Here is a 23,426-nt window from a genome sequence, read left to right as displayed (position 1 = left end):
ATGAACGTGTCTCAACGCTCAATTCGCATAAGGTGCTTCGATGCTTCTCTGCCGCGTTCTCGGTCACCGCTTCCGCTTCTTCAGCGAAGGCAGCACGATGTACTGGTCTTGCAGCCGCGGCTGCGGAGCGCAGGGCGCCAAGCGATATGCCACGGCCGAGGACGCCCAGCGCTACGCGCGAGCACTCGACCATGAAGACGCGAGCGATCTCGGCCGCCGCGCCCCCCTCGTCGGCCTGCTTCCGTTGCGCATGTGGCGCGCTCTGTCCGGCCACAGCCAACGACAGGAACCCGGTACGACCCCGGAGTCTCGTGGGCGCTGAAGCCCGGACGGTGTCACCCCGCGGACGTCCGGGCGCGCTCGATGGGCGGAGGCGACACTCCCGAATCACCCTAGAGCCATAGACGACAAATAGACTTGTATGCCTGTTCGGTCACTTTTCGCCTAATTGCAACCGCACAGGAGGTGTCATGCAGTGCGGAAACGAGTACGCAGTCAGCCACTCGATGGCTCGTAGAGCTGTGCAGAGCCGCCAATGACGGGGCACGGCAGTGCCGCGCCTTCGGTCCGGCTGCGGATCGCGCTGGTGACGGACCCGGGCCTACCCGCCGAGCTGGCCGATCACCTGGCCGAGGAATTGCCCCCATTCCTGAGGGAGGACGTTGCCTCCCACGTCGACTGGCAGGTACGGACGATCACCATGCCGCTGAACGCGGACGAATAGGTCGACATCTCCGGCCCGGTTGAGGATGTCCTGCCCCACTTGACTGACCGCGACTGGGACGCAGGCGTCTTCCTCACCGACCTGCCACACCGCACCCGGCAAGACCCAGTCAGCGCAGAAGTCAGCCATGAACACCACGTCGGTCTGGTCTCACTGCCCACGCTGGGCTCGGTGCGGCTGCGCCGACGGGCGGCCAAGGCAGTGGCGGAAGTAATCGCTCAACTCCTCGCCCCCGATGCTGTCAGCGAAACCAATCCAGTCATCGGGCAACGACTCCCACTTCCGATGGAACGAAGACTTGAGCAGCGCTGGGCCGAGGAGTCCTACTCCGCAGCAACCGGTCATCCACGGGGCGGAATCGACCGTGCGCACACCTCCTGGCACGGAGGTCATGCGAGACGAGCGATGGGCGCGACGGTGTCCCGACGTCCGACAAACAGTGGGATCTCGGGTGGTACTGCACGCCCGTGCAGCTGAAACACCAGCTTCACGCGGCTGCTGACAGTGGTCTTCCGAGGCCGACGGTAACTGGCCTTATCAGGATCGACCTGACAGGTGGAACATGTGCACCTTCTTTGAACTCGCCTGCGCAAGCCTCTCCCTCCGCTGTTTGGGAGCCTGCAAGTAGATGTGCAGGCGTAACCGCTCCGGGCTCAGGTGCGGTCACGAGACTGGTGAGGAGGTGTGCGGCATGGCCGTCATGGGTGTGTCCAGGTTCGAAAGATTCTTCCGTGCCGCGGCGAATCTCGACGTGGACAAGAATGACCTGAAGCGCTACAGCGACTTCGTCGATCAAAAACTCTACGACCTGCTGATCGTCGGCCAGGCCAAGGCCGATGCGAACGGTCGGGACACTGTCGAACCTTGGGATCTGCCGATCACCAAGGGGCTTCAGGAGAGCATCCACCGGTTCCGGAAACTGGACCAGGACGTCGAACTCAAGCCGATCCTCGCGCAGTTGGCGATACATCCACCGCTTGATCGGGCCGCCACGGAGGATACCGAGGCGAGATATCCCGAGATCATCGGTGGGCTGAGCGTGGCTCTGGCTGAAACCTTCAAGATCATGTACCCCGGGATCAAAAATCCCCAGACCAAGCATTGGGACGGTGTGATCGAAATCTTCACCCTGCTCCTCTGACTCAGCCACTCTGGTTTCGAGCAGGCCGTTTCAGCGGGGCTTCGGCCGTCCACTGGATGAACACCGGAGACGACTCAGCCTTCGGATCTCAGGTACGGCGCGGATGCGAAGAGGTTGAGGCCCAGCGCGCCGGACAGGTAGTGGGTCGCTCGTTGTCCGCGGACGCTGTTGCCTGCCGGATCCAGACGTGGAGAGAACACGGCCAGCCCGCCCTTGCCGGGAGCGACGGTCAGGATGCCGCCGGAAACCCCGCTCTTGCCCGGCATGCCGATCTCGTAGAGCCAGTCGCCGCTGCGCTCATACAGACCGGAGGTGGCCAGTGCGGCCAGAGTGTCGCGGCATACCGCACCGTCGACGACCTGGTCGCCAGTATCCGGATTCACCCCGCCGTCGGCGAGGGTGGCCCCCATGACGGCCAGGTCGCGGGTGGTCACCGAAAGGGAGCACTGCTTGGTGTAGACGTCCGTGGCCTCGATCGGATCCCAGCCGAGGCGCCCGTAGCTGTCGAGCAGCCGGGCGATCGACTCGTTTCGCTGGTTGGAGGCAGCCTCCGACTCGTACACCCGCATGTCCAGGGCGAGTTCACGGCCGGCGAACCGGGACAGTCCCTGCTGGACGAAATCCCAACGCTGGGCGGCGTCCGCTCCGGGGACCAGGCTCGCGGTGGCGAGTGCGCCGGCATTGACCATCGGATTCATCGGGCTGCCGTGATTGAGTTCAATGGCCAGGATGGAGTTGAACGGCAGGCCGGTGTTGTTGACACCCACCCGCCGCCGGACCGTGTCGTGCCCGAGAGCCTGGTCCACCAAGGCGAACACGAACGCCTTCGAGATGGACTGGACGGAGAACGGATGGCCGGCGTCACCGGCCTGGCGAACGCTTCCACGCACGTCGGCGACGCTGAGCCCGAAGAGGCGCGGATCGGCTTCGGCCAGAGCAGGAATGTAGTCCGCGACGTGTCCCGAGGTGTCGCTCTGAGACAGTGCGTAGGCCGCGGACAGCGCGTCATCCACCGCTTCCGCACTGGGCAGGCTGCCGGTGGAGACAGCCGCCGCCTCATGGACCGGCCCGACCGCATCGCCGGGATCGTGGATTGCGCCGCCCATCAACTGTGGCTTCCTCTCACGGATCACCCGCAGGCCTGCCCCTACATGAGTCGCATCCGGACCTCAAGAAACCCGTAGAGCCAGCACTGGACCAGGTCCGGGCAGCCTTCGATCTGCTGCTCAGAGGTCTTGCGGCCTGCTCTGATTCCTACGGCAGGACGGCAGCCAGCGACCTTGGCACACTGGCCCTGACGTCCTCCCACTCGCCTTCGCTGACGTGGTTCTTGAGTGCCTGCAGAACCGTGTGCACCAGCTGCTCGGTGCCGCCCTCGATCGCGTACGGAAAGTCTCGTCGGACGCGCCCGAGGAATTCCTCGCTGTCCATCTTCACCGGTGTCTCCGAGGGCTTCCACCCGTCGTAGTAGACGCCGCGCACCAGCGTCGGGAGCTGTGCGGCGAACTGCGCGGCCTCGTCGACCGACAGGCGGTCCCGCAGCGGGTGCAGCACTGCTCGCAGGGCCGCGTACGACTGGTTCCGGCGCTCTTTGGGCCATCCATACGCCTCCTCGATGTCCTTGAGGAGGCGATTGGCCTTGTCCACCATCGTGCTGAATGAAGGGAATCCTGTCTCAACCATCTCTTGCTCCTTCCTCCGCCCGTGGTGGCCACCGGCCCCGGCAGGGGGCCTGGGCCACCATGGGAGAGAGCCCGGCCGAGCATGTCAGCCGCCGCTGTACTCGGTGATCTCGACGGGACGAGGCTTCGCGACCTCCGCCTCGGGAACGGTGATCGTGAGCACTCCCGCGGACATATGTCGGGTACGAGGCGACGGGCCGAATGGCCTGATCGTTCATCGCCCTGTCCTTTCTTGCCGGCCCCGCCGGGAGGAACGAGTCGCCCCCTTCCATCAGCATCCAGGGTGACAAGCCGAGCACCCTCGCGCCTGCACCTGCGAGATCAAGAATCCGCACCCGTTGTCCGCCCGGGAGCACAAGATCCGCATCCGATATCCCAACAAGGCGACGACGGAGGACGGGCAGCCGGGAGCGACGTCGGGACGACGGGACTCCGTCGCCCGGCGCGTGGCGTGGCGTGGATACGGCGTGGCCCGGACTACCGCACGACGGCAAGGACCCCGATCCCGGCCGAGTGTGAGTTCTCGGCGCCTTCATGTGAGCTCGACGAGCAGGTCGCCACCTTCCACCTGCTGGATGGTGTTGCTGGCCAGGCGTGAGACGGTCCCGCTTTTCGGGGCCGTGATGGCGGCTTCCATCTTCATCGCTTCGATGGTGGCGACGGTGGCCCCGGCCTCCACCGTGTCGCCCTCGGCGACTGCGAGCGTGACCACGCCGGCGAAGGGGGCGGCGACGTGGCCCGGGTTGGACTTGTCGGCCTTCTCCGTCGGCGGGACGTCGGATGCCGCGGAAGTGTCCCGCACCTGGATCGGCCGCAGCTGACCGTTCAGGGTCGACATCACGGTGCGCATGCCCCGTTCGTCTGCCTCGCCCACCGCTTCCAGCTCGATGAGCAGCCGGACCCCGGGCTCAAGGTCCACCGCGTACTCCTTCCCCGGGCGCAGGCCGTAGAAAAAGTCCCGGCTCTCCAGCACGCTCGTGTCGCCGTACGCCTCACGGTGCGCTTCGAAGTTCTTCGTCGGGCCGGGGAACAGCAGCCGGTTCAGCGCCGCTCGCGGGTCCTCCTTCAATTCCTTGCGGTCCTCCGCGGACAGTTGCTGTACCGGCTTGGGATCGGCGCGGCCTTGCAGCGCCTTGGTGCGAAAAGGCTCCGGCCACCCGCCCGGCGGGTCGCCCAGTTCGCCGCGCAAGAAGCTGATGACCGAGTCCGGAATGTCGAATGTGTGCGGCTCGGCTTCGAATTCCTGCGGCGAAACCCCCGCTCCGACCAGGTGCAGCGCGAGATCGCCCACTACCTTCGATGAGGGCGTGACCTTCACGAGTCGTCCGAGGATCCTGTCCGCGGCTTCGTACATCGCCTCGATGTCCTCGAAACGCTCGCCCAGACCGAGTGCGATCGCCTGTGTACGCAGGTTGGACAACTGCCCCCCGGGGATCTCGTGGTGGTAGACCCGTCCGGTCGGTGACGTCAGGCCGGCCTCGAAGGGCGCGTAGATCTTCCGGACACTCTCCCAGTACGGCTCCAGATCACCGACCGCCCGCAAGTCCAGCCCTGTCGGCCGGTCGGAATGATCAGTTGCCGCGACGATCGACGACAACGACGGCTGGGACGTGTTGCCCGACATGGAGGCCACCGCCCCGTCCACCGCGTCGGCACCCGCCTGGACCGCCGCGAGATATGTGGCGAGCTGGCCGCCCGCGGTGTCGTGGGTGTGGATGTGGACCGGTAGGTCGAATTCCCTGCGCAGCGCGGAAACCAGACGCGTGGCGGCCGGGGCGCGCAGCAGGCCCGCCATGTCCTTGACCGCCAGCACCTGTGCCCCTGCGTCCACGGCCTTTGCCGCCAGCCTGAGGTAGTAGTCCAGGGTGTACAGCTTCTCCGCGGGATCATTGAGGTCCGAGGTGTAGCACAGCGCTACCTCAGCGATCGCGGAACCGGTCTCGCGGACGGCCTCGATGGCAGGCCGCATCTGCCCGATGTCGTTGAGCGCGTCGAAGATCCGGAAGATGTCGATGCCGGTGGCTGCGGCCTCCTTCACGAATGCGCTGGTCACTTCGGTCGGATACGGCGTGTAGCCGACGGTGTTGCGGCCGCGCAGCAGCATCTGCAGGCAGACGTTGGGCACGGCGTCGCGCAACTGGGCCAGGCGCTCCCACGGGTCCTCAGCGAGAAAGCGCAGCGCGACGTCGTACGTGGCGCCGCCCCAGCATTCCAGGGACAGCAACTGCGGCATGGTTCGTGCCAACACCGGGGCCACGGCGAGCATGTCCTTGGTGCGTACGCGGGTGGCGAGCAACGACTGGTGTGCGTCCCGGAAGGTGGTGTCGGTGACACCGATGGTGGTCGACTCGCGCAGCCATCGCGCGAATCCCTCCGGGCCGAGTTCCGTGAGCTTCTGCTTGGTGCCGGCCGGCGGCTCGGTCTCGGGCAGTTGCGGCAGTTTGGCGGCCGGGTCGCTCAACCGCGGCCGTTCGCCGTTGGGCTTGTTGACCGTGGTGTCGGCGAGGTAGGTGAGCAGTTTCGAGCCCCGGTCGGCGGAGGGGCGCGCGGTGAGCAGGTACGGGCGTTGCTCGATGAAGGATGTGGTGATCTGCCCGGCTCGGAAGTCCGGATCGTCGAGCAGCGCCTGCAGGAACGGGATGTTGGTGGCCACCCCGCGGATGCGGAACTCGGCCGCGGCACGCCGGGCGCGGCCGATCGCGGTGGTGAGGTCCCGGCCCCGGCAGGTGAGTTTGACCAGCATCGAGTCGAAGTGCGCACTGATCGCCGTACCGGCGTGGGTGGTACCGCCGTCGAGGCGGATGCCGGAGCCGCCGGGCGAGCGGTAGGCGCTGATCGTGCCGGTGTCGGGGCGGAAGTCGTTGGCCGGGTCCTCGGTGGTGATGCGGCACTGCAGCGCGGCACCGCGCAGGTAGACGGTCTCCTGCGACAGTCCGAGGTCGGCCAGTGTCTCGCCGGCGGCGATCCGCAACTGGGCCTGTACGAGATCGATATCGGTGACTTCTTCGGTCACGGTGTGCTCGACCTGGATGCGCGGGTTCATCTCGATGAACATGTGCCGACCGTTGCGGTCGAGCAGGAATTCCACGGTCCCCGCGTTGCGGTAACCGATCTGCCGTGCGAAGGCCACCGCGTCCTTGCAGATCTGTTCGCGCACCTGGGGGTCGAGGTGCGGGGCGGGTGCCAGCTCGACCACCTTCTGGTGGCGGCGCTGCACCGAGCAGTCACGCTCGAACAGATGGATGACGTCGCCCTCACCGTCGGCGAGGATCTGCACCTCAATGTGCCGGGGTTGGACCACGGCCTTCTCCAGGAACACGGTTGGGTCCCCGAACGCGGACTCGGCCTCGCGAGCTGCCGTCTCGATGGACTCGCGCAGCATTCCGGGGTCTTCGACCCGTCGCATGCCGCGCCCTCCGCCTCCGGCGACAGCTTTGACGAAGAGGGGGAAGCCGAGACCCTCCGCCGCACGCACCAGTTCGTCCACGTCGTTGGAAGGCTCGGAGGAATCGAGCACCGGCACTCCCGCTGCGCGGGCGGCGGCCACTGCGCGAGCCTTGTTGCCGGTCAGTTCCAGGATCTCGGCACTGGGGCCGACGAACGTGACACCAGCCTCCTCGCACGCACGGGCGAGGTCGGGGTTCTCGGACAGGAACCCGTAGCCCGGGTAGATCGCATCCGCGTCCGCCGTGCGCGCCGCCTGGACGATCGCCTCGATGGAGAGATAGGCCCGCACCGGATGTCCCGGCTCGCCGATCTCATAGGCTTCGTCGGCTTTCAGCCGGTGCAGCGAATTGCGGTCCTCGTGCGGGAAGACCGCGACGGTACGCATGCCCAGTTCGTAGCCGGCACGGAACGCGCGAATGGCAATCTCACCACGGTTGGCGACCAGCACCTTGCGGAACATTGCACATCCTCTTCTGTCTGCCCGTCACGAACACAGTCCTGTCGGCGACGCTACTGCTGTACGCCGCGAAGGCAAGGCGCGCCGCCGTTCAACTGGACGCCGATGCGGGGCACGAAGGGCGGAGTGACACCCGGGACTCCGTCGTCGCCCCGGGATCAGGCCCGGTATCGGCGAAGCGCCGGCATCGTGACCGCCAGGGCCAGCATGGTGACGACGACCAGAAGACCGCCGACGGTGACGGCCGTACGCGTGCCGAGGGCGGCGCCGGCCATGCCGTGCACCAGGTCTGCCACTCGCGGGCCGCCCGCCACCACGACCGTGAACACCCCCTGCATGCGGCCCCGCATGTCGTCAGTGGCCACGGACTGGAGGATGGCGCCGCGGAAAACCATGGAGACCATGTCGGCGACGCCGCCCGCCACGAGGAAGCCGACCGCCCACCAGAGACTCGAACTCAGGCCGCTGCCGGCGACGGCGACCCCCCAGGCGACCACGGCGGCGATGACCATGACGCCGTGGTTGCGTGCCCGGGAGAACGTCCCGGAGAACAGCCCGCCCGCGACCGCTCCGATCGGGATCGCCGCGAACAGCAGGCCCAGGGCGAGCCCTTCGCCCCACGGCGAGTAGGTCGTGGCGGCGAGTTGCGGGAAGAGGGCGCGAGGCATGCCGAAGACCATGGCGACGATGTCGGCCACGAAGGAGAGCAGCAGCACCCGGCTGGCGGTGATGTACCGGAAACCGGCCGCCACTTCACGCCAGCCCGCGCGGCGCGGAGCCGCGGCCACGGTCTCCGCCCCGTTCCGGGTCAGCGGCGGCAGAGCGGGCAGCCGCCACACCGCCCACACCGCCGCGCACAATCCGACCGCGTCGATCAGGTACAGCTCCGGCAGCCCGATGACCGGGATGAGTGCGCCGGCCATCAGAGGGCCGAAGACCATGCCGATGGACCCCACGGTGGACATCAGCGCGTTCGCGGCGGGCAGCTGCTCCAGAGGCACGAGCCGGGCGACGGAGGCACTGCGGGTGGTCTGGTTGATGCCGAAGAACGCCTGCTGTGACGCCAGCAGCAGCATCAGCACCAGGACCGACTCGGCGCCGGTGGCAGCCTGCAGCCAGAACAGCAGCGAGGTGACGGCGATGCCTGTGTTGGTGACGAGCAGCAGCTTGCGCCGGTCCACGGTGTCCGCGATCGCGCCGCCCCAGAGCGCGAAGACCACGAGCGGGATCAGTCCGGCGAAGCTGGCGTAGCCGACCCAGGCCGAGGAGCCGGTGATGTCGTACACCTGCTTCGGTACGGCAACGGCGGTCAGCTGGCTGCCGACGGCGGTTATGGCCGTGGAGGACCACAGTCGGCGGAAGGGCAGGTGGCGCAGCGGGCGGGTGTCCATCATCAGCCGCCGCCAACCGGTGGGCGGCAGCGGGTCCTTGACCGGCGCGTCCCGGGCTGCCGGCAGATCCGGCCCGGCCCGCCTGCTCTCCGCCTGCGCGGTGTCCTCGCCTGTGGTCTCCGCGCCGTCCACGGCAACTCCGGTTCCTGGTACATCTACTCGGTCGCGGACCAGTATCGCCCGCCCCTGTCGACGCTCTGGCGGGGGCGGCGGAGTTCGTACGGGCCAAGAGCCGGCCGTGGTTCGAGAGCGGCCCATGCCACGGCTGCTGAGGACCCCTTGCTCCTCCCGCGCGCTTCGGAGAACTCCCTCCAGCTACGCGCCGCGGAAGCTCTTCCCGACGCCGCAGTGGAAACAGGCAGCGCCCCGAGTTCCACGGCAGATCGCCGAACAGGCGGTGATGATCTGCACGTTCATGCCCTGCTTCTTGTGTTTCCCGGAGTGGCAGGGCCGGTGGGTGGCGATTCAGGGGGCCGGCGCGCCATGGCCCAGCGGATCAGGGACGTGATCCCTGAACCTGCCCAGCGCACACCCGTCTTCTCCACCAGCGGGAGGTGCGGAAGCCCCAGCGGTCCTCGGGCCCACACAGGCAGCAGCGAGACCGCGCCCGCGGCGATCGCGGCGTAGGGAAGCCGGGCGGCCAGAGGGATCGGGGGATGCCGGAGCAGGAAGCGGGCTGCCTCCTCGGCCTCCGGCGTGGCCCGCAGTTCGGAGCGGTACGCCTTGATCCGCTCGGCCAACTCCCTGCGATCGCGCGGTGGATCAACGACGCCGAGGGCACTTCCGACGCGTGCCATGTCGGCCACGTAGCCGTCGTAATCGGCCGACGTCAGCCGATTCGCTCCGTAGAGACGGTGGGCCCGCCAGAAGCTGTCGACCTCCGCGACATGCACCCAGGCAAGCAGGTGCGGATTCGCTGCGTGGTATTCGGCTCCCGTGACGGTCCGTCCCCGCACACGCTGGTGAACGCCTTTCACCCGGTCCACGGCACGCTGCGCGTCGTCCGCCGCTCCGTACGTCGTCGTGGCGAGGAAGAAGCTGGTCCGCTGGAGGCGTCCCCACGGGTCGCCCTTGTATCCGGAGTGCGCCGCGACAGCGGCCATGGCCAGCGGGTGCAGCGACTGCAGCAGCAGCGCGCTCAGCCCGCCGATGAACATCGAGGCGTCACCGTGCACGATGCGGACGGGCCTGTCCTCGCCGAACCATCTCGGCCCGGGGGTCCCGTGGATACGTGCCCGGTTCTCGCCCCCCGACGGGCCGGCCACACGCTCGAAGAGGCTGTTGCCCAGCCGCTCCCGCACCGCAGACATGCCAGGTATCCACCGATCCATCTCGTCATTGTCCGCGCTGCGGGGACGGCGCCAAGGCACCGGGCCGAATCGGGCCGGTCTGCCGACCGGAGATGTGGGCGGGACCCGACCGCCCTACGCCTGCTCGACGGATGCCCTGTCCGTCATCGCGGATTCGGCCTTGTCCTGCGCGCCTTTGTCCCACGGTTCGCCCATGATCCCGTCGTGGCTGCAGTGGAGTGCCGTGAGCGCGGCGAGCATCCGCGGGTCCCAGTCCGCCGTCTTCGCGGTCAGGTGGAAGTGGTCCTGCATACCGCTCCCGTAGTCCAGCACCCGGGTTCCGACGGTGCGGTAGCCGATTCGCCGGGGCATCCGGAACAGGTCACCGTCGAGGGCCAGGATGGCGGCCACCCCGATCACGCACTGCACGGGGAAGATCAGCCACCAAACACACCACCAGAACCACCGGCCCTTGTACCCCACGGCGGTGGGCCCGCCCGCCTGCTCCACGGTCCAGCGGGTGCGGAGGTGCCCGCGGGTGAAGCCCGGCTCGCGGGTGGCGCTCCCGACGAACTCCCCCGTGGCGCCGTACACCTCGTAGCGCAGGGGCTCCCCGTCACCCGTCGGGGCGGTGACGACGCGGGCCCACAGGTGCCGCCGGTGCGCATCGGTCCACATCGCGAAGGAGCGCACGCCCTTCTTGCGCGTCGCGTTGTACTCCTCGGCTCCACCGCGCGGCAGTTCACGGTCGAGATGGATCAGGTGCCCCGCAGCCCCCAGGGCCGCCCCGAGGAGCTCGTACCGGGCCCGGCCCTCCTCGGCCGGCGCGGCATTGCCCCCTTGCGGCCCTTCTTCCCCGCCGGCCCGTCCTTGGAAGGAATTGCCGCGCGTCGCAGTGCGACGGTCGAGTCCATGCTCCGGTCCCCCTGTTGCCGTGCGTACGGTCCACGGACCGGCAACGTAACAGCACACGCCGCCACGTGAGCCGGAGACCCGGGTGCGCTCTCACCCTGCGCGCGAGGCCGGATCCTCGGCGAATCCCGTCTGCCGAACCGCTCAGTTACACCCACGCCGCGAGTCGTCACAGGGACAGGAATTCCGTTCCGGCACCGAGGAGAAGCCATGCGAGAACCGGTCCCCCATGACGCTTTGCGGCAGCTCGAAGTCCTCGTGGGCGAATGGGACATGTGGGCCCGCGGCCGACAAGTCGGCCCCATCCGGGGCTCCTTCACCTGGGCGGAAGGCGGCGCGTTCCTCGTCCAGCGCACCGACGTGGTCCCGGAGACCGTTGTCCCGGCCGACTGGGAGGGGCATCTCCCGTTCCCGACCGTCACGATGACCGGTTACGACGACTCGGCGGGCGAGTTCACGACCCTCTACGCCGACGGGCGAGGCGTAGCCCGGGTCTACGGGACGGCCGTGAAGGACGGCGTGTGGACGATGTGGCGCGCCGCTCCGGGTTTCCATCAGCGCTTCACGGCCACCGTGGACAAGGACGGCGGCATGATCACCGGCGGCTGGGAGCACTCGGCCGACGGCACGGACTGGGCACCGGACTTCGACGTGACGTACATCCGCGCGGAATGACCCCACGTGCCGTCCCGGCGCCGCGTCACGCTCCCCCGGGAGCGGAGCCCGCGGCTCGGGCCAGCAGCAGCTCCTTCTCCCGTGCGTTGCCGGCCAGGGACGCGGCGCGCTCGAACTCGGCGCGCGCCTCGTCCGTCCGCCCCAGGCGCTCCAGGAGGTCACCGCGGACGCTCGGCAGCAAGTGGTAGTTCTTCAGGGCCGGTTCGTCCGCGATGCCGTCCACGATCGCGAGGCCCTCGGTGGGGCCGTGCGCCATGGAGACGGCGACCGCGCGGTTCAGCTCCACCACCGGCGACCGCGTCAGCTCGACGAGGCGCCCGTACAGCGCTGCGATCGTCGTCCAGTCCGTCTCCTCGTAACGGACGGCCTGCGCATGGCAGGCGGCGATCGCGGCCTGGAGCGAGTAGGGCCCGCGGCCCGCGCGATGCAGGGCATCGACGCCGCGTCGCATCAGCATCCGATTCCACCTGGCGCGGTTCTGATCGGCGAGCAGCACCGCCTCGCCGGATGGCCCGGTGCGGGCAGGGACGCGGGAGGCTTGGAACTCCAGGAGCGCGGCGAGGCCGTGCACCTCGCCCTCGCCGGGCATCAGGCTTTCGAGGACGCGGGCCAGCCTCAGCGCGTCCTCGCACAGTCCGGGGCGCACCCAGTCGTCGCCGGAGGTCGCCGAGTAACCCTCGTTGAAGATCAGGTAGATCACTTCGAGCACGGAGGAGAGCCGCGCGTCGCGCTCGGGGCCGCGGGGCACCTCGAAGGGCACACCCGCCGTGGCGAGAGACCGCTTCGCCCGTACGATCCGCTGGGCGACGGCCGGTTCGGAGGTCAGGAAGGCGCGGGCGATCTCGGGGGTCGTCAGGCCTCCCAGCAGCCGCAGCGTGAGAGCGATCCGCGCCTGCGTCGGCAGCACGGGATGGCACGCGGTGAAGATCAGCCGCAGCAGGTCGTCATCGATGCCGCCTCCGGCGTCGGCGGCGTCGAGGACCTCGGCCGGATCTTCGGCACCGGCGGGCCGCACGTCCTCCATCGCCCGCCCGACCTCCGCGAGTTTGCGCGCGTAGGTCTCCTTGCGGCGTACGAGATCCACCGCGCGGTGCCTGGCAGTGGCCGTGAGCCAGGCGCCCGGCCTGTCCGGGACGCCCGACTCCGGCCACTGCTCGAGCGCGGCGACCAGAGCGTCCTGCGCGATCTCCTCGGCGATGCCGACGTCCCGCACGACGCGGGTGACGGCGGCGATGATTCGCGGGGATTCGATCCTGAATGCCGCTTCGACCGTCTCTGTCACACTTCCTGCCGTCACGGCCACCCATCACAGCAGCCGCGGCACCGCAGGACAAGCGCGGCCGGGATCAGCCCTCTTCGATCTCCCGGACCTCGGCCGTGACCTCCCAGTGGGCCGGGTGGATCTCGAGGAACCGCCTCGCCCACTCCATGGCTTCGGCCTTGTCCTTGGCCTGAATGAGGGAGTAGCCGCCGACGACCTCCTTGCTCTCCGTGAAGGGACCGTCCGTGTAGCTGACCCGTCCGCCGGACCAGCTGAGCCGAGTCGCCTCGGAGGTCGGGGTGAGCCCAGCGGTGTCCAGCATGACTCCGGCCTTGGTGATCTCCTCCAGCAGCGCGTTCATGCGCTCCTGGAACTCGGGGCCGGGGTCGTCGGTGGGTGCGTTCTGCTCGTCGATGCGGATCATCGTCAGATAGCGCGGCATGGTGACTCCTCGGTCTGCGGCGGGGCCGTCCCCCGCCTCTCGCCCTCACGTCGATCGGGAGACGCCGGGATCGACATCCTCGCCGGAGATTTCCGGAGATTCTTTCCCGGGCGGTCGCGACACCGCGTCTGGCGGCGCGGCTACGGTGGGCCGACCGGAACACCGGGCGAAGCGGGGGGCGATGGAACGCATGACTGCGGGGCCGCCGGACTCGGGTACCACCGGGCGCGCCTTCTCCTGCGAATGCGGCGGGACGGGCTGCACAGAGGACGTGGAGCTGCTCATCGCCGATTTCCCGCCCCCGCCGGACCCGCTCTCGCCGCCCGTCCTCGCCCCCGGCCACGAAGCCCCGGCGTGGCCGGTCAGTTCTCCAGGCTCAGACTCCAGTCCCCCACCCGCCCGGAGAAGGTGACGACGGAGAGCGGCTGTGCGTCGATCTGCCAGTACGCCTTCGGCGGAGCCTTCAGCACGTAGCACACCGCGGCCCTCATCACTCCGGGCTCCGTGACCGCGACGATCCAGCTGCCGTCGTTGACCGGCCGGGTGTCGAGCCAGCCTCCGATCCGCTGGATGAAAGTCACCAGGGACTCGCCGCCGTGCGGTGCGGAGCGCGGATCAGCGAGCCATGCCTGCACGGCCTGCGGCTCGCGGGCCGCGATCTCGCGGAGGGTGTAGCCGCTCCAGCGGCCCATGTCGCAGTCGCGCAGCGCCGGCTGTGCCACCGGGGTGAGGCTCAGGGCATGAGCGGTCTCCCGGCAGCGCACCGAAGGCGAGCAGTAGCGCAGCTCGGCGGCGGCAAGGTGGGAGAGGGACGGCCCCGCCCTCTTGACCTCGTCCCAGCCCGCGGCGTCGAGCGATCGGCTGTCCGCAAACCGAACGTCGAGTACGGACGAGCTGCGGCTTGATGCGAGCAGGGTGAGGCGAAGGGCCATTCGGCGATCGTAAAGCGATCGGTGCCGGTCTTGGATAGGACTTTCGTCATCCCGTCCCTGCACAGGGCCCCTTTCGGATGGACACCTCTGCCCTAGAGCGGTGGAATGAAAGCGCACGTCACCAACCGGTCATTGCGGTCACAGCGGATGGAACCGCACAGCGAACAGCGGGCACGGGAGAGTGCGGGTCGTGGAACTGGACGACGTGGCGGACGAGTTGTACGGGCTGCGGCCGCAGGAGTTCACCGCAGCCCGCGACGACCGTGCCCGGCGCGCCCGCGCCGGCGGACAGCGCGAACTGGCGGCACGCATCCGCGCCCTGCACCGGCCCACACTGGCCGCCTGGGCGAGCAATCTCCTGGTCCGGGAGCAGGGCCAACAGGTCGCCCCGCTGCTGCACCTCGGTGAGGAGCTGCGCGGCGCACACCGGAACCTGGACGGGGCTCAGCTGCGCGCCCTCTCGCACCAGCAGCACCAGTTGGTGAACGCCCTCACCGAAGTGGCCGGGCGGCTCGCCGCGGACGCGGGGCAGCCGCTGGGTCCGCAGGCGCAGCACGAAGTGGCGCAGACGCTGCATGCGGTACTGGCCGATCCGGATGCCGCGCAGGAGTGGGCGGCCGGACGGCTGGCGAAGCCGCTGACCGCCACCCCGGGGTTCGAGGCGGCGGCCCGCGAAGCGGCCGCGGCGCCGGCAGCACGCAGAGAAACCAAGTCCGCGGCGGGAGCCCGACCGGGTACGGCCCGGAAGGGTACGGACGCGCAACCTCGGAAGCAGGCCGAGAAGAGCGGAAGGACCCAGAAAGACCAGAAAGCGGACAAGGCGGCAAAGGCGAGGCAGGCCGAGGACGCCCGGAAGGCGGCGCGGGCCGCACGGGAGGCCGCCGATCAGGCGCGGCGCCGGCAGCGGGAAGCGGACCAGGCGTCCAAGGAGAAGGCTGCGGCTCGGGCCGCACGGGAGGAGGCCGAGGAGCGGCTCGGCCGTCTGCGCGCGGAGGTACGGGAGGCCGAGGAGGCTCGCAAGCAGTCACGCAGCCGCGAGAAGGAAGCCGAGCGGAGCGAGAGGGAGGCACGGCGGCGTGCCGACGATGCCGAGGCGGCTGAGGAGCGCGCCCGCCGGGAGGCCGGTACGACGGGGACCAGGCGCTGAGCCTGGGTCGCTGCCGCCCGGCGCGCGGCCGGGGCACGGCGCCAGTGCGGTCCACCCTGCCGGTCACACCGTTTCACGGCCGTTCGCGGACCACCTCTCGCGGCTTCTCGTCCTCCCGCAGACCGAGGAAGCGCGGATGACGCAGCTTCCCCTCCCGCGTCCACTCCGTGAAGCCGATCTCCGCGACGAGTTCGGGCGAGACCCAGCGGGCGCCCTTCTCCCGCACGGGCTCGGCGAACGGGGAACGCTGCGTTGCCAGTTCGTCCAACCTGCGCCGCAGGTCGAGCAGCGTGGCCTGGTCGTAGCCGGTGCCGACCTTTCCCGCGTACCGCAGACATCCGTCCTCGTAGTAGCCCAGGAGCAGCGCTCCGAACCCCGCCCGGCTGCCGGACGGTTCGGTGAACCCGCCGACCACGAACTCCTGTCCCTTGGCGCACTTCAGCTTCAGCCAGTCCGTGGACCGGCGGGGCGCATACCGCCCGTCGGCCACCTTGGCGATCAGCCCTTCCCACCCGCGTCGGCATGCCTCGTCCAGCAGCGGCTGCCCGCCCTCGTTGCGGTGGGTGGTGAAGCGCAGAGGTCCGTGGAATTTCAGGGCGCGGCGCAGCAGTGACTTGCGGGTGCGCAGCGGCAGCGGACGCACGTCCTTGCCGTCCAGCCGCAGCACGTCGAAGACGTAGTAGAAGACGGCGACGCCGCTGGCGCGCGCCTTGTCCGGGTCGGTCAGCTGGAGGCGCTGCTGGAGCCGTGAGAAGTCCGTACGGCCGGCGCTGAACGCGACGATCTCGCCGTCGACCGTGAAGTCGGAGCACTCCTGCGCGGCGAGGGAGTCGGCGACCTCGGGATAGGTGCCGTTGAGAGGCTGGCCGGTGCGGGAGAGGAGCCGGACCCGGTCTCCTTCACGGACGGCGAGGAGGCGGACGCCGTCGAGCTTGCGCTCGAAGATCCAGCTGCCTGCGGGGAAGTCGCGCCGGTCGCTGAGCGTGGCGAGCATGGGGCCGGCGGCCAGGTCGGCGCCGGAGGGCGCGTCCCGGAGACCGCAGCGGTACTCGGCAGGCAGCCCTTCCAGCAGTGTGCTCATCGCTCCGCTCCTCCCGGCTCGGGCGTGGCAGGTACCCCGGTGTGTGCGGGCCATGCTGCTGCGGCGGGCCGTGCGCCCGCACCTCGCTCACCCCGCCTCCCGGCGCCCCGATCCCGCATGGGCCGAACCGGGTGGACTCAGGCGAGCACCTCGTCGCAGGCGGTCCGCAGGCGCCGTACTCCTTCCGCGATCTCGCTGTCCCCCGCCGCCGGGGCGAAGCTCAGACGCAGATGACGGGCGGCGGGTTCAGCGGCGAAGTACGGCCTCCCGGGGGCGACGGAGACCCCGGCGCGCAGTGCCGCTCCCGCGAGCGCGTCCTCGTCCGTTCCGTCCGGAAGGCGGAGCCACAGGTTGTGGCCGCCGCGCGGTGCGTGCGTTACGCACAATGCGGGCACCTCCCGGGCGAGGGCGGTGAGCATCACTTCGCGACGCTCTCTCAACCGGGCGGCCACGGCGCGCAGATGACGCGGCCAGGCCGGTGCTCCGACGAGTTCCAGCGCCGCCTCCTGCAGCGGGCGGGAGACGAAGAAGCTGTCCACCGTCTGCACGGCGCGCAGGCGCTCCAGGACCGGTCCGTGCGCCGCGAGAGCCCCCACGCGCAGGCTGGGCGAGGTGACCTTCGTAAGGGAGCGCAGGTGGACCACCCTGCCGTCCGGGTCCGCCGAGCGGAGCGTCTCCGGCAGTGGTCCCGCGTCCTCGTGCACGAGCTGACGCGCGAAGTCGTCCTCGACGACGAACGCGCCTGCCTGCCGTGCCGCGTCCAGCACCGCCGTTCGGCGCTCGGCGCCGAGCACCGCGCCCGACGGGTTCTGGAAGAGGGGCTGGCAGATGAAGACGCGTGCGCCGCTGGCGCGGAACGCGCCCTCCAGGAGGGCCGGGCGCACCCCTTCGGTGTCGACGGGCACGGGCACGGGACGCAGGCCCGATGCGCGGGCGGCGGCGAGCAGACCGGGATAGGTCGGCGACTCCACGAGGACGGCCGCACCGGGTGCGGCGAGCGCGCGCAGCGCGGTGGTGATGGCGCTCTGGCCGCCGGCGGTGATCAGTACATCCGCGGCGGAGACCCTTCCCCCATGGCCTCCGATCTCGCGGGCGAACCAGCCGCGCAGCTCCTCCACCCCTTCCGTCGGGGGACGCTCCCAGGCGCCGGGACGGCGTCCCGCCCGAGCCAACGCAGCAGCGAGGGCCCTTTCGGGGCGCAGGTTCGGCGGCAGGTACCCGCCGCTGAGTTCGATGACACCCGGCGGCGGCGCGGTCAGCGTGGCGAGTACACCGCCGGCGTCGACGCTGCGGGGCACCTGGTCCGCGGAGGCGTCGGCGCTCAGCGCGACCTCCTGCCAGGAGGTGTCGCCGGGCGCGGCCGGGGCGGTTCGCGGGCCCGCCCGGTAGGCGCCGGCACCGGGCCTGGTGACGACCAGCCCCTCCACGGCGAGCTGAGCGAGCGCCCGGGAGACGGTGACGGGGCTGACGCGGTGCGTCTCGACCAGGTCCCGACTCGACGGCAGCTTCTCACCTGGAGAGTAGCGGTCTACTTCCTGGCGAAGTCTTCCTGCCAGTTCAGCCACACTGCTACGCTCGTACATGGAAGCTAACAATAGCGCTATCGACGGTGAATCGATAGCGGTTCCCGACGGGACTCCCGTCCGTGCGGGCGCCGGACCGGCCTCGTCATCCGCCCGGCACGGACCCCCCGGCGGCCGCGGTCTCGTCCTCGCCGCCCTCGGCGTCACCTGCTTCTCGCTCACGTTTCCCGCGACGGCATGGTCGCTCGAGGGCTTCGGCCCCTGGTCGGCCACGTCACTGCGGGTCGTCCTGGCCGGACTCTGCGCGTGCCTGCTGATCGCCGCGCTCCGGATCCCCCCTCCGCCGCGGCGGCACTGGCCGGCTCTGGCCCTCTCCGCCTCCGGGGTCATGATCGGCTTTCCGCTGCTGACGACCCTCGCGCTGCAGACGTCCACCACCGCGCACGCAGCGGTGATCGTCGGACTCCTGCCGCTGACGACGGCGCTCTACTCCTCGCTGCGCACCGGCTCCCGGCCCTCCCCCGTCTTCTGGGGCGCGGCGCTCACGGGCGCCGCCGCCGTCGTGGCCTTCACCCTGCATGAGAGCGGCGGGGCCCCCGCCGCGGGCGACCTCTTCCTCGCCGCGGCTCTGGTCCTCTGCGCGGCGGGGTACGGCGAGGGCGGCCGGCTGGCCCGCGAGCTTTCCGGGCTCCAGGTGGTCTGCTGGGCGATGGCGGGCTGTCTGCCGCTCGGCGTGACCGGCGCCGTGGCGGCCCTGCTGACGGAGCCCGCACACCTCACCGTCCACGCGGTGACCGGTCTGGTGTGGGTGGCGACGGGCTCCCAGCTGCTGGGACTGCTTCTGTGGTACCGGGGCATGGCCGTCGCGGGAGTGGCGAGGGCCAGTCAGACGCAACTCGCCCAGCCGCTGCTCACCCTCGTCTGGTCGGTGCTGCTGCTCGGGGAACATCTGCCGCCCGCGGCTCCGGCGACTGCCCTCGCCGTTCTGGCGTGCATCGTGGTCGTACAGAGAGCCCGCACGTAGATCTCGCCCCTGAATTCCGCACGCTGAGCCGTACCGGGACGGAGGCACGGATGGGCCATCCGACTTAGACTTATGGGCACGGACAGGACAGTACGGACTGTACGGACTTTCCACGGCATCCCTGCGAACAGGAGGGTTCTCCTGATGCGAGCGAACACGGGCGACCGTCTGCTGGTGCACGGCCGGGTTGTGGGTGAACACGACCGCGAAGCGGAGATCGTCGAGGTGCTCGGCCACAACGGCGAACCGCCGTTCCGGGTGCGCTTCGACGACGGGCACGAGGCAGTTGTCTCACCGGGCCCCGACTCCGTCGTGCAGGAACGCAACAAGAGCAAGCGCCCAGCCTGACAGGGCCGGGCCCGACCGGTCGGCGCGGCCTGCGCCGGCCCATGATCACGGTTGGTCCAGGTCGCCGACCGCTACCGCCGCGGCGGATAGTGGTCGGCGACGACGCGGTCCATGGCGCCGATGAGGTCCTCCGAGACCTCCTTGGCCGAGAAGAACGCATGCCCTTGCACCTCCGGCAGCGCCTGGCAGTACGTCAGGTGGCGGGAGAGTTCCGCGGGGTCCTGCCACGGAGCGGGCTGAGCGGGGTCGCCGGCCTTGTAGAGGGCCTCTCCGATGTAGAGGCGTGTGCGAGTGCCGCGTACCGTCTCGGCCCACCACGGCGCCAGCTTCGCGTAGTCCGCGACCTCGAAGCCCATGTGCCAGTAGATCTGCGGGATGACGTAGTCGAGCCGGCCCTCGCGCACCCACTTACGGCTGTCCGCGTACAGGTCGTCGTAGGTCTCGACCCCCGCGGCACTGTCCGAACCCGCCGGGTCGCTCGACTTGTTGCGCCACACGCCGAAGGGACTGATCCCGAAGGACAGTCCGGGCTTGATCCGGCGGATGCGCTGCCCGGCCTCCGCGACCAGCAGGTCGATGTTGTTGCGGCGCCAGTCGGCACGGTCGGGGAATCCCTTGCCGTACTCCTCGTACGCGGCGTCGTCGTCGAACGTCTCGCCCTCGACCGGGTAGGGGTAGAAGTAGTCGTCCCAGTGGACTCCGTCGATGTCGTAGCGGCGGACCGCGTCGAGCATGGCGTCCTGCACGAAGCGCCGCACCTGCGGCAGCCCCGGGTTGTAGTAGAGCTTGCCCCCGTAGGTGACGACCCAGTCGGGGTGACGCCGCGCCGGATGGGAGGGCACAAGACGGCCCGGGTCGTCGTGCAGCGCGATGCGGTACGGGTTGAACCACGCCTCGACGGCCAGGCCGCGCCGGTGCGCCTCGCGGACCACGAAGCCCAGAGGGTCCCAGCCAGGGTCCTTGCCCTGAACGCCTGTGAGCCACTCCGACCAGGGCTCGTACGGGGACGGCCACAGCGCGTCCGCGGTCGGCCTCGCCTGGAACCAGACCGTGTTGAGCCGTCGGCGGCGAGCGGCGTCGAGGTGCGCGAGCAACTCGGTCTGCTGCTGCTGCGGGCTCAGGTCGGGAGCGCTGGGCCAGTCGCGGTTGTCGACCGTGGCCAGCCACATGCCGCGCATCTCCCGGTGGGCGCCGCTTCGGCCCGGGCCGTTGCGGTCCCGGGCGAGCTGCCTCTCCTGCGCTGCGGCGGTCTGATTAGAGGAACCGGCAACACCGGTCAGTGCTCCCACCGAACCTGCCGCGAAGCTTCTGCGTGTGACCCGCCGCATCGTCTCCCCTTCCCCCTTCGTGGTCGCCGGTTCGTGGCGGCCCATCCGTGACCGCCCTCTCCCGGTCTCCCCTTCATGGTCCCCCCGTCCGAGCCGATCGCGGTCTTCGCGGCCCGTGGAGTGAGGGTGGTGGAGACCAATTCGCCGATGCTGCCGCGTCCGTGGCGCCGGTACAAGTCCCCGCGCGAGCTTTCGCCCCCGCCACGCGAGGTGTGCGCCCTCGGGGGTAACGTCGTGGGCGGCGTGGGAGCACCCCCGTACGCACTCCGGGGGAGGGAGGAACAGGGCAGTTCCTCCGGGGGCCGTTCCTCTGCGGGCCGTTCCTCCAGGGATCCACGCCCGTCACGCCTGAGACCACAGGATCAGCGAAAGGCACGAGGTGACGGACATCGAACGCGTCGGAGTGGTGGGCTGCGGCCAGATGGGCTCGGGCATCGCCGAGGTGTGTGCACGGGCCGGGCTGGAGGTCATGGTCGCCGAGACCACCGGTGAGGCGCTGGAGCTGGGCCGCACACGGCTGGCGAACTCCCTCGGAAAGGCCGCGGAACGCGGCAAGATCACCGAGGAGGAACGGGACGCCACGCTCGGCCGACTCTCCTTCACCACGGATCTGGGCGACTTCGCGGACCGTGACCTCGTCGTCGAAGCGGTCATCGAGAACGAGCAGGTCAAGACGGAGATCTTCCAGGTCCTCGACCAGGTCGTCACCAGGACCGACGCCATCCTCGCGTCCAACACCTCATCGATCCCCCTGGTCAAGCTCGCGGTGGCGACGTCCCGCCCCGACCAGGTCATCGGCATCCACTTCTTCAACCCGGCGCCGGTGCAGAAGCTCGTCGAGCTCATCCCCGCGCTGACCACGAGCGAGGAGACCATCAAGCGTGCGGAGACCGCCGTCTCCGGCCTCCTCGACAAGCACACGATCCGGGCCCAGGACCGTTCGGGATTCGTCGTCAACGCGCTGCTGATTCCGTATCTGCTCTCCGCGGTCAGGATGTTCGAGTCGGGCATCGCGAGCCGTGAGGACATCGACAACGGCATGGAGCTGGGCTGCGCGCACCCGATGGGGCCGCTCAAGCTCACTGATCTCATCGGGCTCGACACGGTCGCCTCGGTCGCCGACTCGATGTACTCGGAGTTCAAGGAGCCCCTGTACGCCGCTCCCCCGCTGCTGCAGCGGATGGTGGACGCGGGACGCCTCGGGCGCAAGGCGGGCGCGGGCTTCTACGCCTACTGACGGCTGCCGGCCGCCTCAGAGGAAGCGAGGAAGCAGCGCGCAGCCGTCCGGATCCGGAGCACGGGAACCATGTCGCTACGGGCATGAGCACAGCAACGGCGCATCCGGCGCCGCCTGTTGCGACGGCGGCTCCTGCGTCTGCCCGTGCAGGCGGCAGCGGTCGTTGCGCAGGGCGAGCAGCGCGACGTCGTCGGGCGGCCGGCCGCCCGCGTGACGCAGCAAGGACCGGCGCACCGAGTCCACGATGTCTGCCGGCTCCACCACGCCCGGCGTATCCGCCTCGCCGTGTCCCTTTCTCCGCCGGGTGAAGAGGGCTGCCGTGAGCACATCGGGCAGCGGGAAGTAGCGGCCGTCGGCGTCGCGTGCGTCCTCCGCACCGTCGGTGTACAGAAACAGCCCTTCCCCCGGCGGCAGTTGCAGGCGCCGGGGTGACGGGCCGTCGGGTGGCAGCGGCAACAGGCCGAGGGGAGGCAGCGGTTCGGCGGTCGTGACCGGTTCGCTGCGGCACAGGCCGTCCTGACCGGTGATCAGGCGGTAGGGCCAGGGGTGGCCGCAGTTGACGGCAGTGACCTCGCCGCCCGCACGCACCTCCAGCAGCAGCACCGTCACGAAGTCCTCGTCCGCCTCGACGGATTCCACCGCGCGGTCGTCCAGGTGGCGCTCCAGTGCCCGCTCCAGGCGGTGCGGCACCCGCTCCAGCAGCGGTTCGTCGTGCGCGGCCTCGCGGAAGCTGCCGAGCACGGCGGCCACTGTGCCGACGGCGCTGAGCCCGTGCCCGCGTACGTCGCCGATCACGATGCGCACGCCGTGCGCGGTGGCGACCGCGTCGTACAGGTCACCGCCCACCGCGGCACCTCGGGCCGACGAAAGATAGCCGGCCGCGACGGTGAGGCCCTCGATGTGCGGCGGCAGCGGCCGTATCAGCGCCTGCTGCGCGGCGGTTGCGACCTCCCGTGTACGTGCGAGCTCGTCGGTCAGGCGCGCGCGCCGCCGCATCGTGAAGCAGCTGACCATCGCGACGGAGATGATCGCCGCGCACGTTCCGGCTCTGCTGCCGATCTCCTCGTAGACGGGCACGGTCCCCAGCGGGTACAGGGCGAGGAGCGCACAGCCGCCGCCGAACCACACACCGCTGCGTGCCCCCGTGCCGGCGCAGGCCAGCGCGGGCGTGGCGGCCAGCAGCGCGACACAGTGTGTGCTCATGGGCAGCAGCAGCTCCCACACGACCACGCCCGCCGCCCACAGGGCGGGCACGGCGTAGCCCACCGCTCTTCGCATCCCCCAGTTCCGCGAACCTCGGGAGATCTTCGTTCCGCTGTCGGCGGCGTCCGCTCCTGCCGGGCCGGGGCTTCTCACGCCGACGCGCGTTCGCTGGTCTGCCGTCA

The 23,426-nt window shown here is 69.9% G+C and carries 21 protein-coding genes; 8 read left to right on the top strand and 13 right to left on the bottom strand.

Annotated features, from left to right (window positions below; genetic code table 11):
- Nucleotides 1-40: 40 nt before the first annotated feature.
- The 3 genes from I004_RS0117570 (at nt 41) to I004_RS0117560 (ending at nt 1,865) form a co-directional block, all read left to right on the top strand.
- Complete coding sequence (locus tag I004_RS0117570; protein WP_028436577.1) at nt 41-322, top strand: hypothetical protein; 282 nt, start codon at nt 41-43, stop codon at nt 320-322.
- Nucleotides 323-535: 213 nt separating this feature from the next.
- Complete coding sequence (locus I004_RS0117565) at nt 536-724, top strand: hypothetical protein (RefSeq protein WP_028436576.1); 189 nt, start codon at nt 536-538, stop codon at nt 722-724.
- A gap of 691 nt (nt 725-1,415) precedes the next feature.
- Nucleotides 1,416-1,865: a DUF1931 family protein gene (locus I004_RS0117560; RefSeq protein WP_028436575.1), complete on the top strand. Its 450-nt coding sequence runs from the start codon at nt 1,416-1,418 to the stop codon at nt 1,863-1,865.
- Between the two features lie 74 nt (nt 1,866-1,939).
- On the opposite strand, the gene glsA is transcribed toward I004_RS0117560, so the two are convergent.
- From glsA to I004_RS34510, 6 genes are all read right to left on the bottom strand, one after another.
- On the bottom strand, nt 1,940-2,971 hold the full coding sequence (gene glsA, locus I004_RS0117555) for a glutaminase A (RefSeq protein WP_028436574.1): 1,032 nt from the start codon (nt 2,969-2,971) through the stop codon (nt 1,940-1,942).
- A 148-nt stretch (nt 2,972-3,119) separates the two neighbouring features.
- The gene (locus I004_RS0117550) at nt 3,120-3,548 is read right to left on the bottom strand and encodes a DUF2267 domain-containing protein (RefSeq protein WP_028436573.1); all 429 of its coding nucleotides are present in this window, start codon (nt 3,546-3,548) and stop codon (nt 3,120-3,122) included.
- 531 nt (nt 3,549-4,079) lie between these two features.
- Nucleotides 4,080-7,454, bottom strand: a complete 3,375-nt coding sequence (locus tag I004_RS0117540; RefSeq protein WP_028436572.1) for a pyruvate carboxylase — start codon at nt 7,452-7,454, stop codon at nt 4,080-4,082.
- A gap of 155 nt (nt 7,455-7,609) precedes the next feature.
- Nucleotides 7,610-8,974, bottom strand: coding sequence for an MFS transporter (locus I004_RS0117535; protein ID WP_028436571.1), 1,365 nt, complete (start codon nt 8,972-8,974; stop codon nt 7,610-7,612).
- Between the two features lie 281 nt (nt 8,975-9,255).
- Complete coding sequence (locus tag I004_RS34515) at nt 9,256-10,173, bottom strand: oxygenase MpaB family protein (protein ID WP_051345118.1); 918 nt, start codon at nt 10,171-10,173, stop codon at nt 9,256-9,258.
- 93 nt (nt 10,174-10,266) lie between these two features.
- Nucleotides 10,267-11,103, bottom strand: a complete 837-nt coding sequence (locus I004_RS34510; RefSeq protein WP_199779410.1) for a hypothetical protein — start codon at nt 11,101-11,103, stop codon at nt 10,267-10,269.
- Nucleotides 11,104-11,253: 150 nt separating this feature from the next.
- On the opposite strand from I004_RS34510, the gene I004_RS34505 reads away from it, so the two are divergent.
- Complete coding sequence (locus I004_RS34505) at nt 11,254-11,718, top strand: hypothetical protein (protein ID WP_158677046.1); 465 nt, start codon at nt 11,254-11,256, stop codon at nt 11,716-11,718.
- Between the two features lie 25 nt (nt 11,719-11,743).
- Here the strand turns inward: I004_RS34505 and I004_RS0117515 are convergent, their stop codons facing one another.
- The 3 genes from I004_RS0117515 to I004_RS0117505 all read right to left on the bottom strand — a co-directional run bounded on the left by I004_RS0117515 (nt 11,744) and on the right by I004_RS0117505 (nt 14,353).
- The gene (locus I004_RS0117515; protein ID WP_037976570.1) at nt 11,744-13,000 is read right to left on the bottom strand and encodes an RNA polymerase sigma factor; all 1,257 of its coding nucleotides are present in this window, start codon (nt 12,998-13,000) and stop codon (nt 11,744-11,746) included.
- Nucleotides 13,001-13,064: 64 nt separating this feature from the next.
- Nucleotides 13,065-13,421, bottom strand: a complete 357-nt coding sequence (locus I004_RS0117510) for a YciI family protein (RefSeq protein WP_028436569.1) — start codon at nt 13,419-13,421, stop codon at nt 13,065-13,067.
- A 362-nt stretch (nt 13,422-13,783) separates the two neighbouring features.
- Nucleotides 13,784-14,353 (bottom strand): histidine phosphatase family protein, encoded by a 570-nt coding sequence (locus tag I004_RS0117505; RefSeq protein WP_028436568.1) that lies wholly within the window; start codon nt 14,351-14,353, stop codon nt 13,784-13,786.
- 190 nt (nt 14,354-14,543) lie between these two features.
- Here I004_RS0117505 and I004_RS0117500 point away from each other — a divergent pair, with 190 nt between their 5' ends.
- Nucleotides 14,544-15,500: a hypothetical protein gene (locus I004_RS0117500; protein WP_028436567.1), complete on the top strand. Its 957-nt coding sequence runs from the start codon at nt 14,544-14,546 to the stop codon at nt 15,498-15,500.
- A 73-nt stretch (nt 15,501-15,573) separates the two neighbouring features.
- On the opposite strand, the gene ligD is transcribed toward I004_RS0117500, so the two are convergent.
- Complete coding sequence (ligD, locus tag I004_RS0117495) at nt 15,574-16,581, bottom strand: non-homologous end-joining DNA ligase (RefSeq protein ID WP_028436566.1); 1,008 nt, start codon at nt 16,579-16,581, stop codon at nt 15,574-15,576.
- Nucleotides 16,582-16,718: 137 nt separating this feature from the next.
- A complete protein-coding gene (locus I004_RS0117490) occupies nt 16,719-18,164 on the bottom strand; it encodes an aminotransferase-like domain-containing protein (protein ID WP_028436565.1) in 1,446 nt (481 codons plus the stop codon).
- Between I004_RS0117490 and I004_RS0117485 the strand changes: the two genes are divergently transcribed.
- Nucleotides 18,163-19,128 carry a DMT family transporter gene (locus tag I004_RS0117485; protein WP_028436564.1) on the top strand — a complete coding sequence of 322 codons (966 nt, stop codon included), beginning with the start codon at nt 18,163-18,165 and terminating at the stop codon, nt 19,126-19,128. The two genes, I004_RS0117490 and I004_RS0117485, sit on opposite strands and share 2 nt — an antisense overlap.
- A 144-nt stretch (nt 19,129-19,272) precedes the next feature.
- Nucleotides 19,273-19,476, top strand: coding sequence for a DUF1918 domain-containing protein (locus tag I004_RS0117480; protein ID WP_028436563.1), 204 nt, complete (start codon nt 19,273-19,275; stop codon nt 19,474-19,476).
- 71 nt (nt 19,477-19,547) lie between these two features.
- Here I004_RS0117480 and I004_RS0117475 read toward each other — a convergent pair whose 3' ends face one another.
- Entirely contained in the window at nt 19,548-20,804 is a 1,257-nt protein-coding gene (locus tag I004_RS0117475; protein WP_028436562.1) for a family 10 glycosylhydrolase, read from the bottom strand.
- Nucleotides 20,805-21,183: 379 nt separating this feature from the next.
- On the opposite strand from I004_RS0117475, the gene I004_RS0117470 reads away from it, so the two are divergent.
- Complete coding sequence (locus tag I004_RS0117470; RefSeq protein ID WP_028436561.1) at nt 21,184-22,041, top strand: 3-hydroxybutyryl-CoA dehydrogenase; 858 nt, start codon at nt 21,184-21,186, stop codon at nt 22,039-22,041.
- Nucleotides 22,042-22,116: 75 nt separating this feature from the next.
- On the opposite strand, the gene I004_RS34500 is transcribed toward I004_RS0117470, so the two are convergent.
- A complete protein-coding gene (locus tag I004_RS34500) occupies nt 22,117-23,319 on the bottom strand; it encodes a PP2C family protein-serine/threonine phosphatase (protein WP_051345136.1) in 1,203 nt (400 codons plus the stop codon).
- Nucleotides 23,320-23,426: the final 107 nt, after the last annotated feature.

The sequence above is a fragment of the Streptomyces sp. TAA486 genome (assembly GCF_000426165.1).
This window is presented reverse-complemented; position numbering and strand designations above follow the sequence as displayed.

Bases quoted from the DNA above. Each gene is read 5' to 3' on its own strand.
- I004_RS0117570 (WP_028436577.1), top strand. From the start codon at position 41: ATGCTTCTCTGCCGCGTTCTCGGTCACCGCTTCCGCTTCTTCAGCGAA.
- I004_RS0117565 (WP_028436576.1), top strand. From the start codon at position 536: ATGACGGGGCACGGCAGTGCCGCGCCTTCGGTCCGGCTGCGGATCGCG.
- I004_RS0117560 (WP_028436575.1), top strand. From the start codon at position 1,416: ATGGCCGTCATGGGTGTGTCCAGGTTCGAAAGATTCTTCCGTGCCGCG.
- glsA (WP_028436574.1), bottom strand. From the start codon at position 2,971: ATGGGCGGCGCAATCCACGATCCCGGCGATGCGGTCGGGCCGGTCCAT.
- I004_RS0117550 (WP_028436573.1), bottom strand. From the start codon at position 3,548: ATGGTTGAGACAGGATTCCCTTCATTCAGCACGATGGTGGACAAGGCC.
- I004_RS0117540 (WP_028436572.1), bottom strand. From the start codon at position 7,454: ATGTTCCGCAAGGTGCTGGTCGCCAACCGTGGTGAGATTGCCATTCGC.
- I004_RS34515 (WP_051345118.1), bottom strand. From the start codon at position 10,173: ATGGATCGGTGGATACCTGGCATGTCTGCGGTGCGGGAGCGGCTGGGC.
- I004_RS34505 (WP_158677046.1), top strand. From the start codon at position 11,254: ATGCGAGAACCGGTCCCCCATGACGCTTTGCGGCAGCTCGAAGTCCTC.
- I004_RS0117510 (WP_028436569.1), bottom strand. From the start codon at position 13,421: ATGCCGCGCTATCTGACGATGATCCGCATCGACGAGCAGAACGCACCC.
- I004_RS0117505 (WP_028436568.1), bottom strand. From the start codon at position 14,353: ATGGCCCTTCGCCTCACCCTGCTCGCATCAAGCCGCAGCTCGTCCGTA.
- ligD (WP_028436566.1), bottom strand. From the start codon at position 16,581: ATGAGCACACTGCTGGAAGGGCTGCCTGCCGAGTACCGCTGCGGTCTC.
- I004_RS0117485 (WP_028436564.1), top strand. From the start codon at position 18,163: ATGGAAGCTAACAATAGCGCTATCGACGGTGAATCGATAGCGGTTCCC.
- I004_RS0117490 (WP_028436565.1), bottom strand. From the start codon at position 18,164: ATGTACGAGCGTAGCAGTGTGGCTGAACTGGCAGGAAGACTTCGCCAG.
- I004_RS0117480 (WP_028436563.1), top strand. From the start codon at position 19,273: ATGCGAGCGAACACGGGCGACCGTCTGCTGGTGCACGGCCGGGTTGTG.
- I004_RS0117475 (WP_028436562.1), bottom strand. From the start codon at position 20,804: ATGCGGCGGGTCACACGCAGAAGCTTCGCGGCAGGTTCGGTGGGAGCA.
- I004_RS34500 (WP_051345136.1), bottom strand. From the start codon at position 23,319: ATGCGAAGAGCGGTGGGCTACGCCGTGCCCGCCCTGTGGGCGGCGGGC.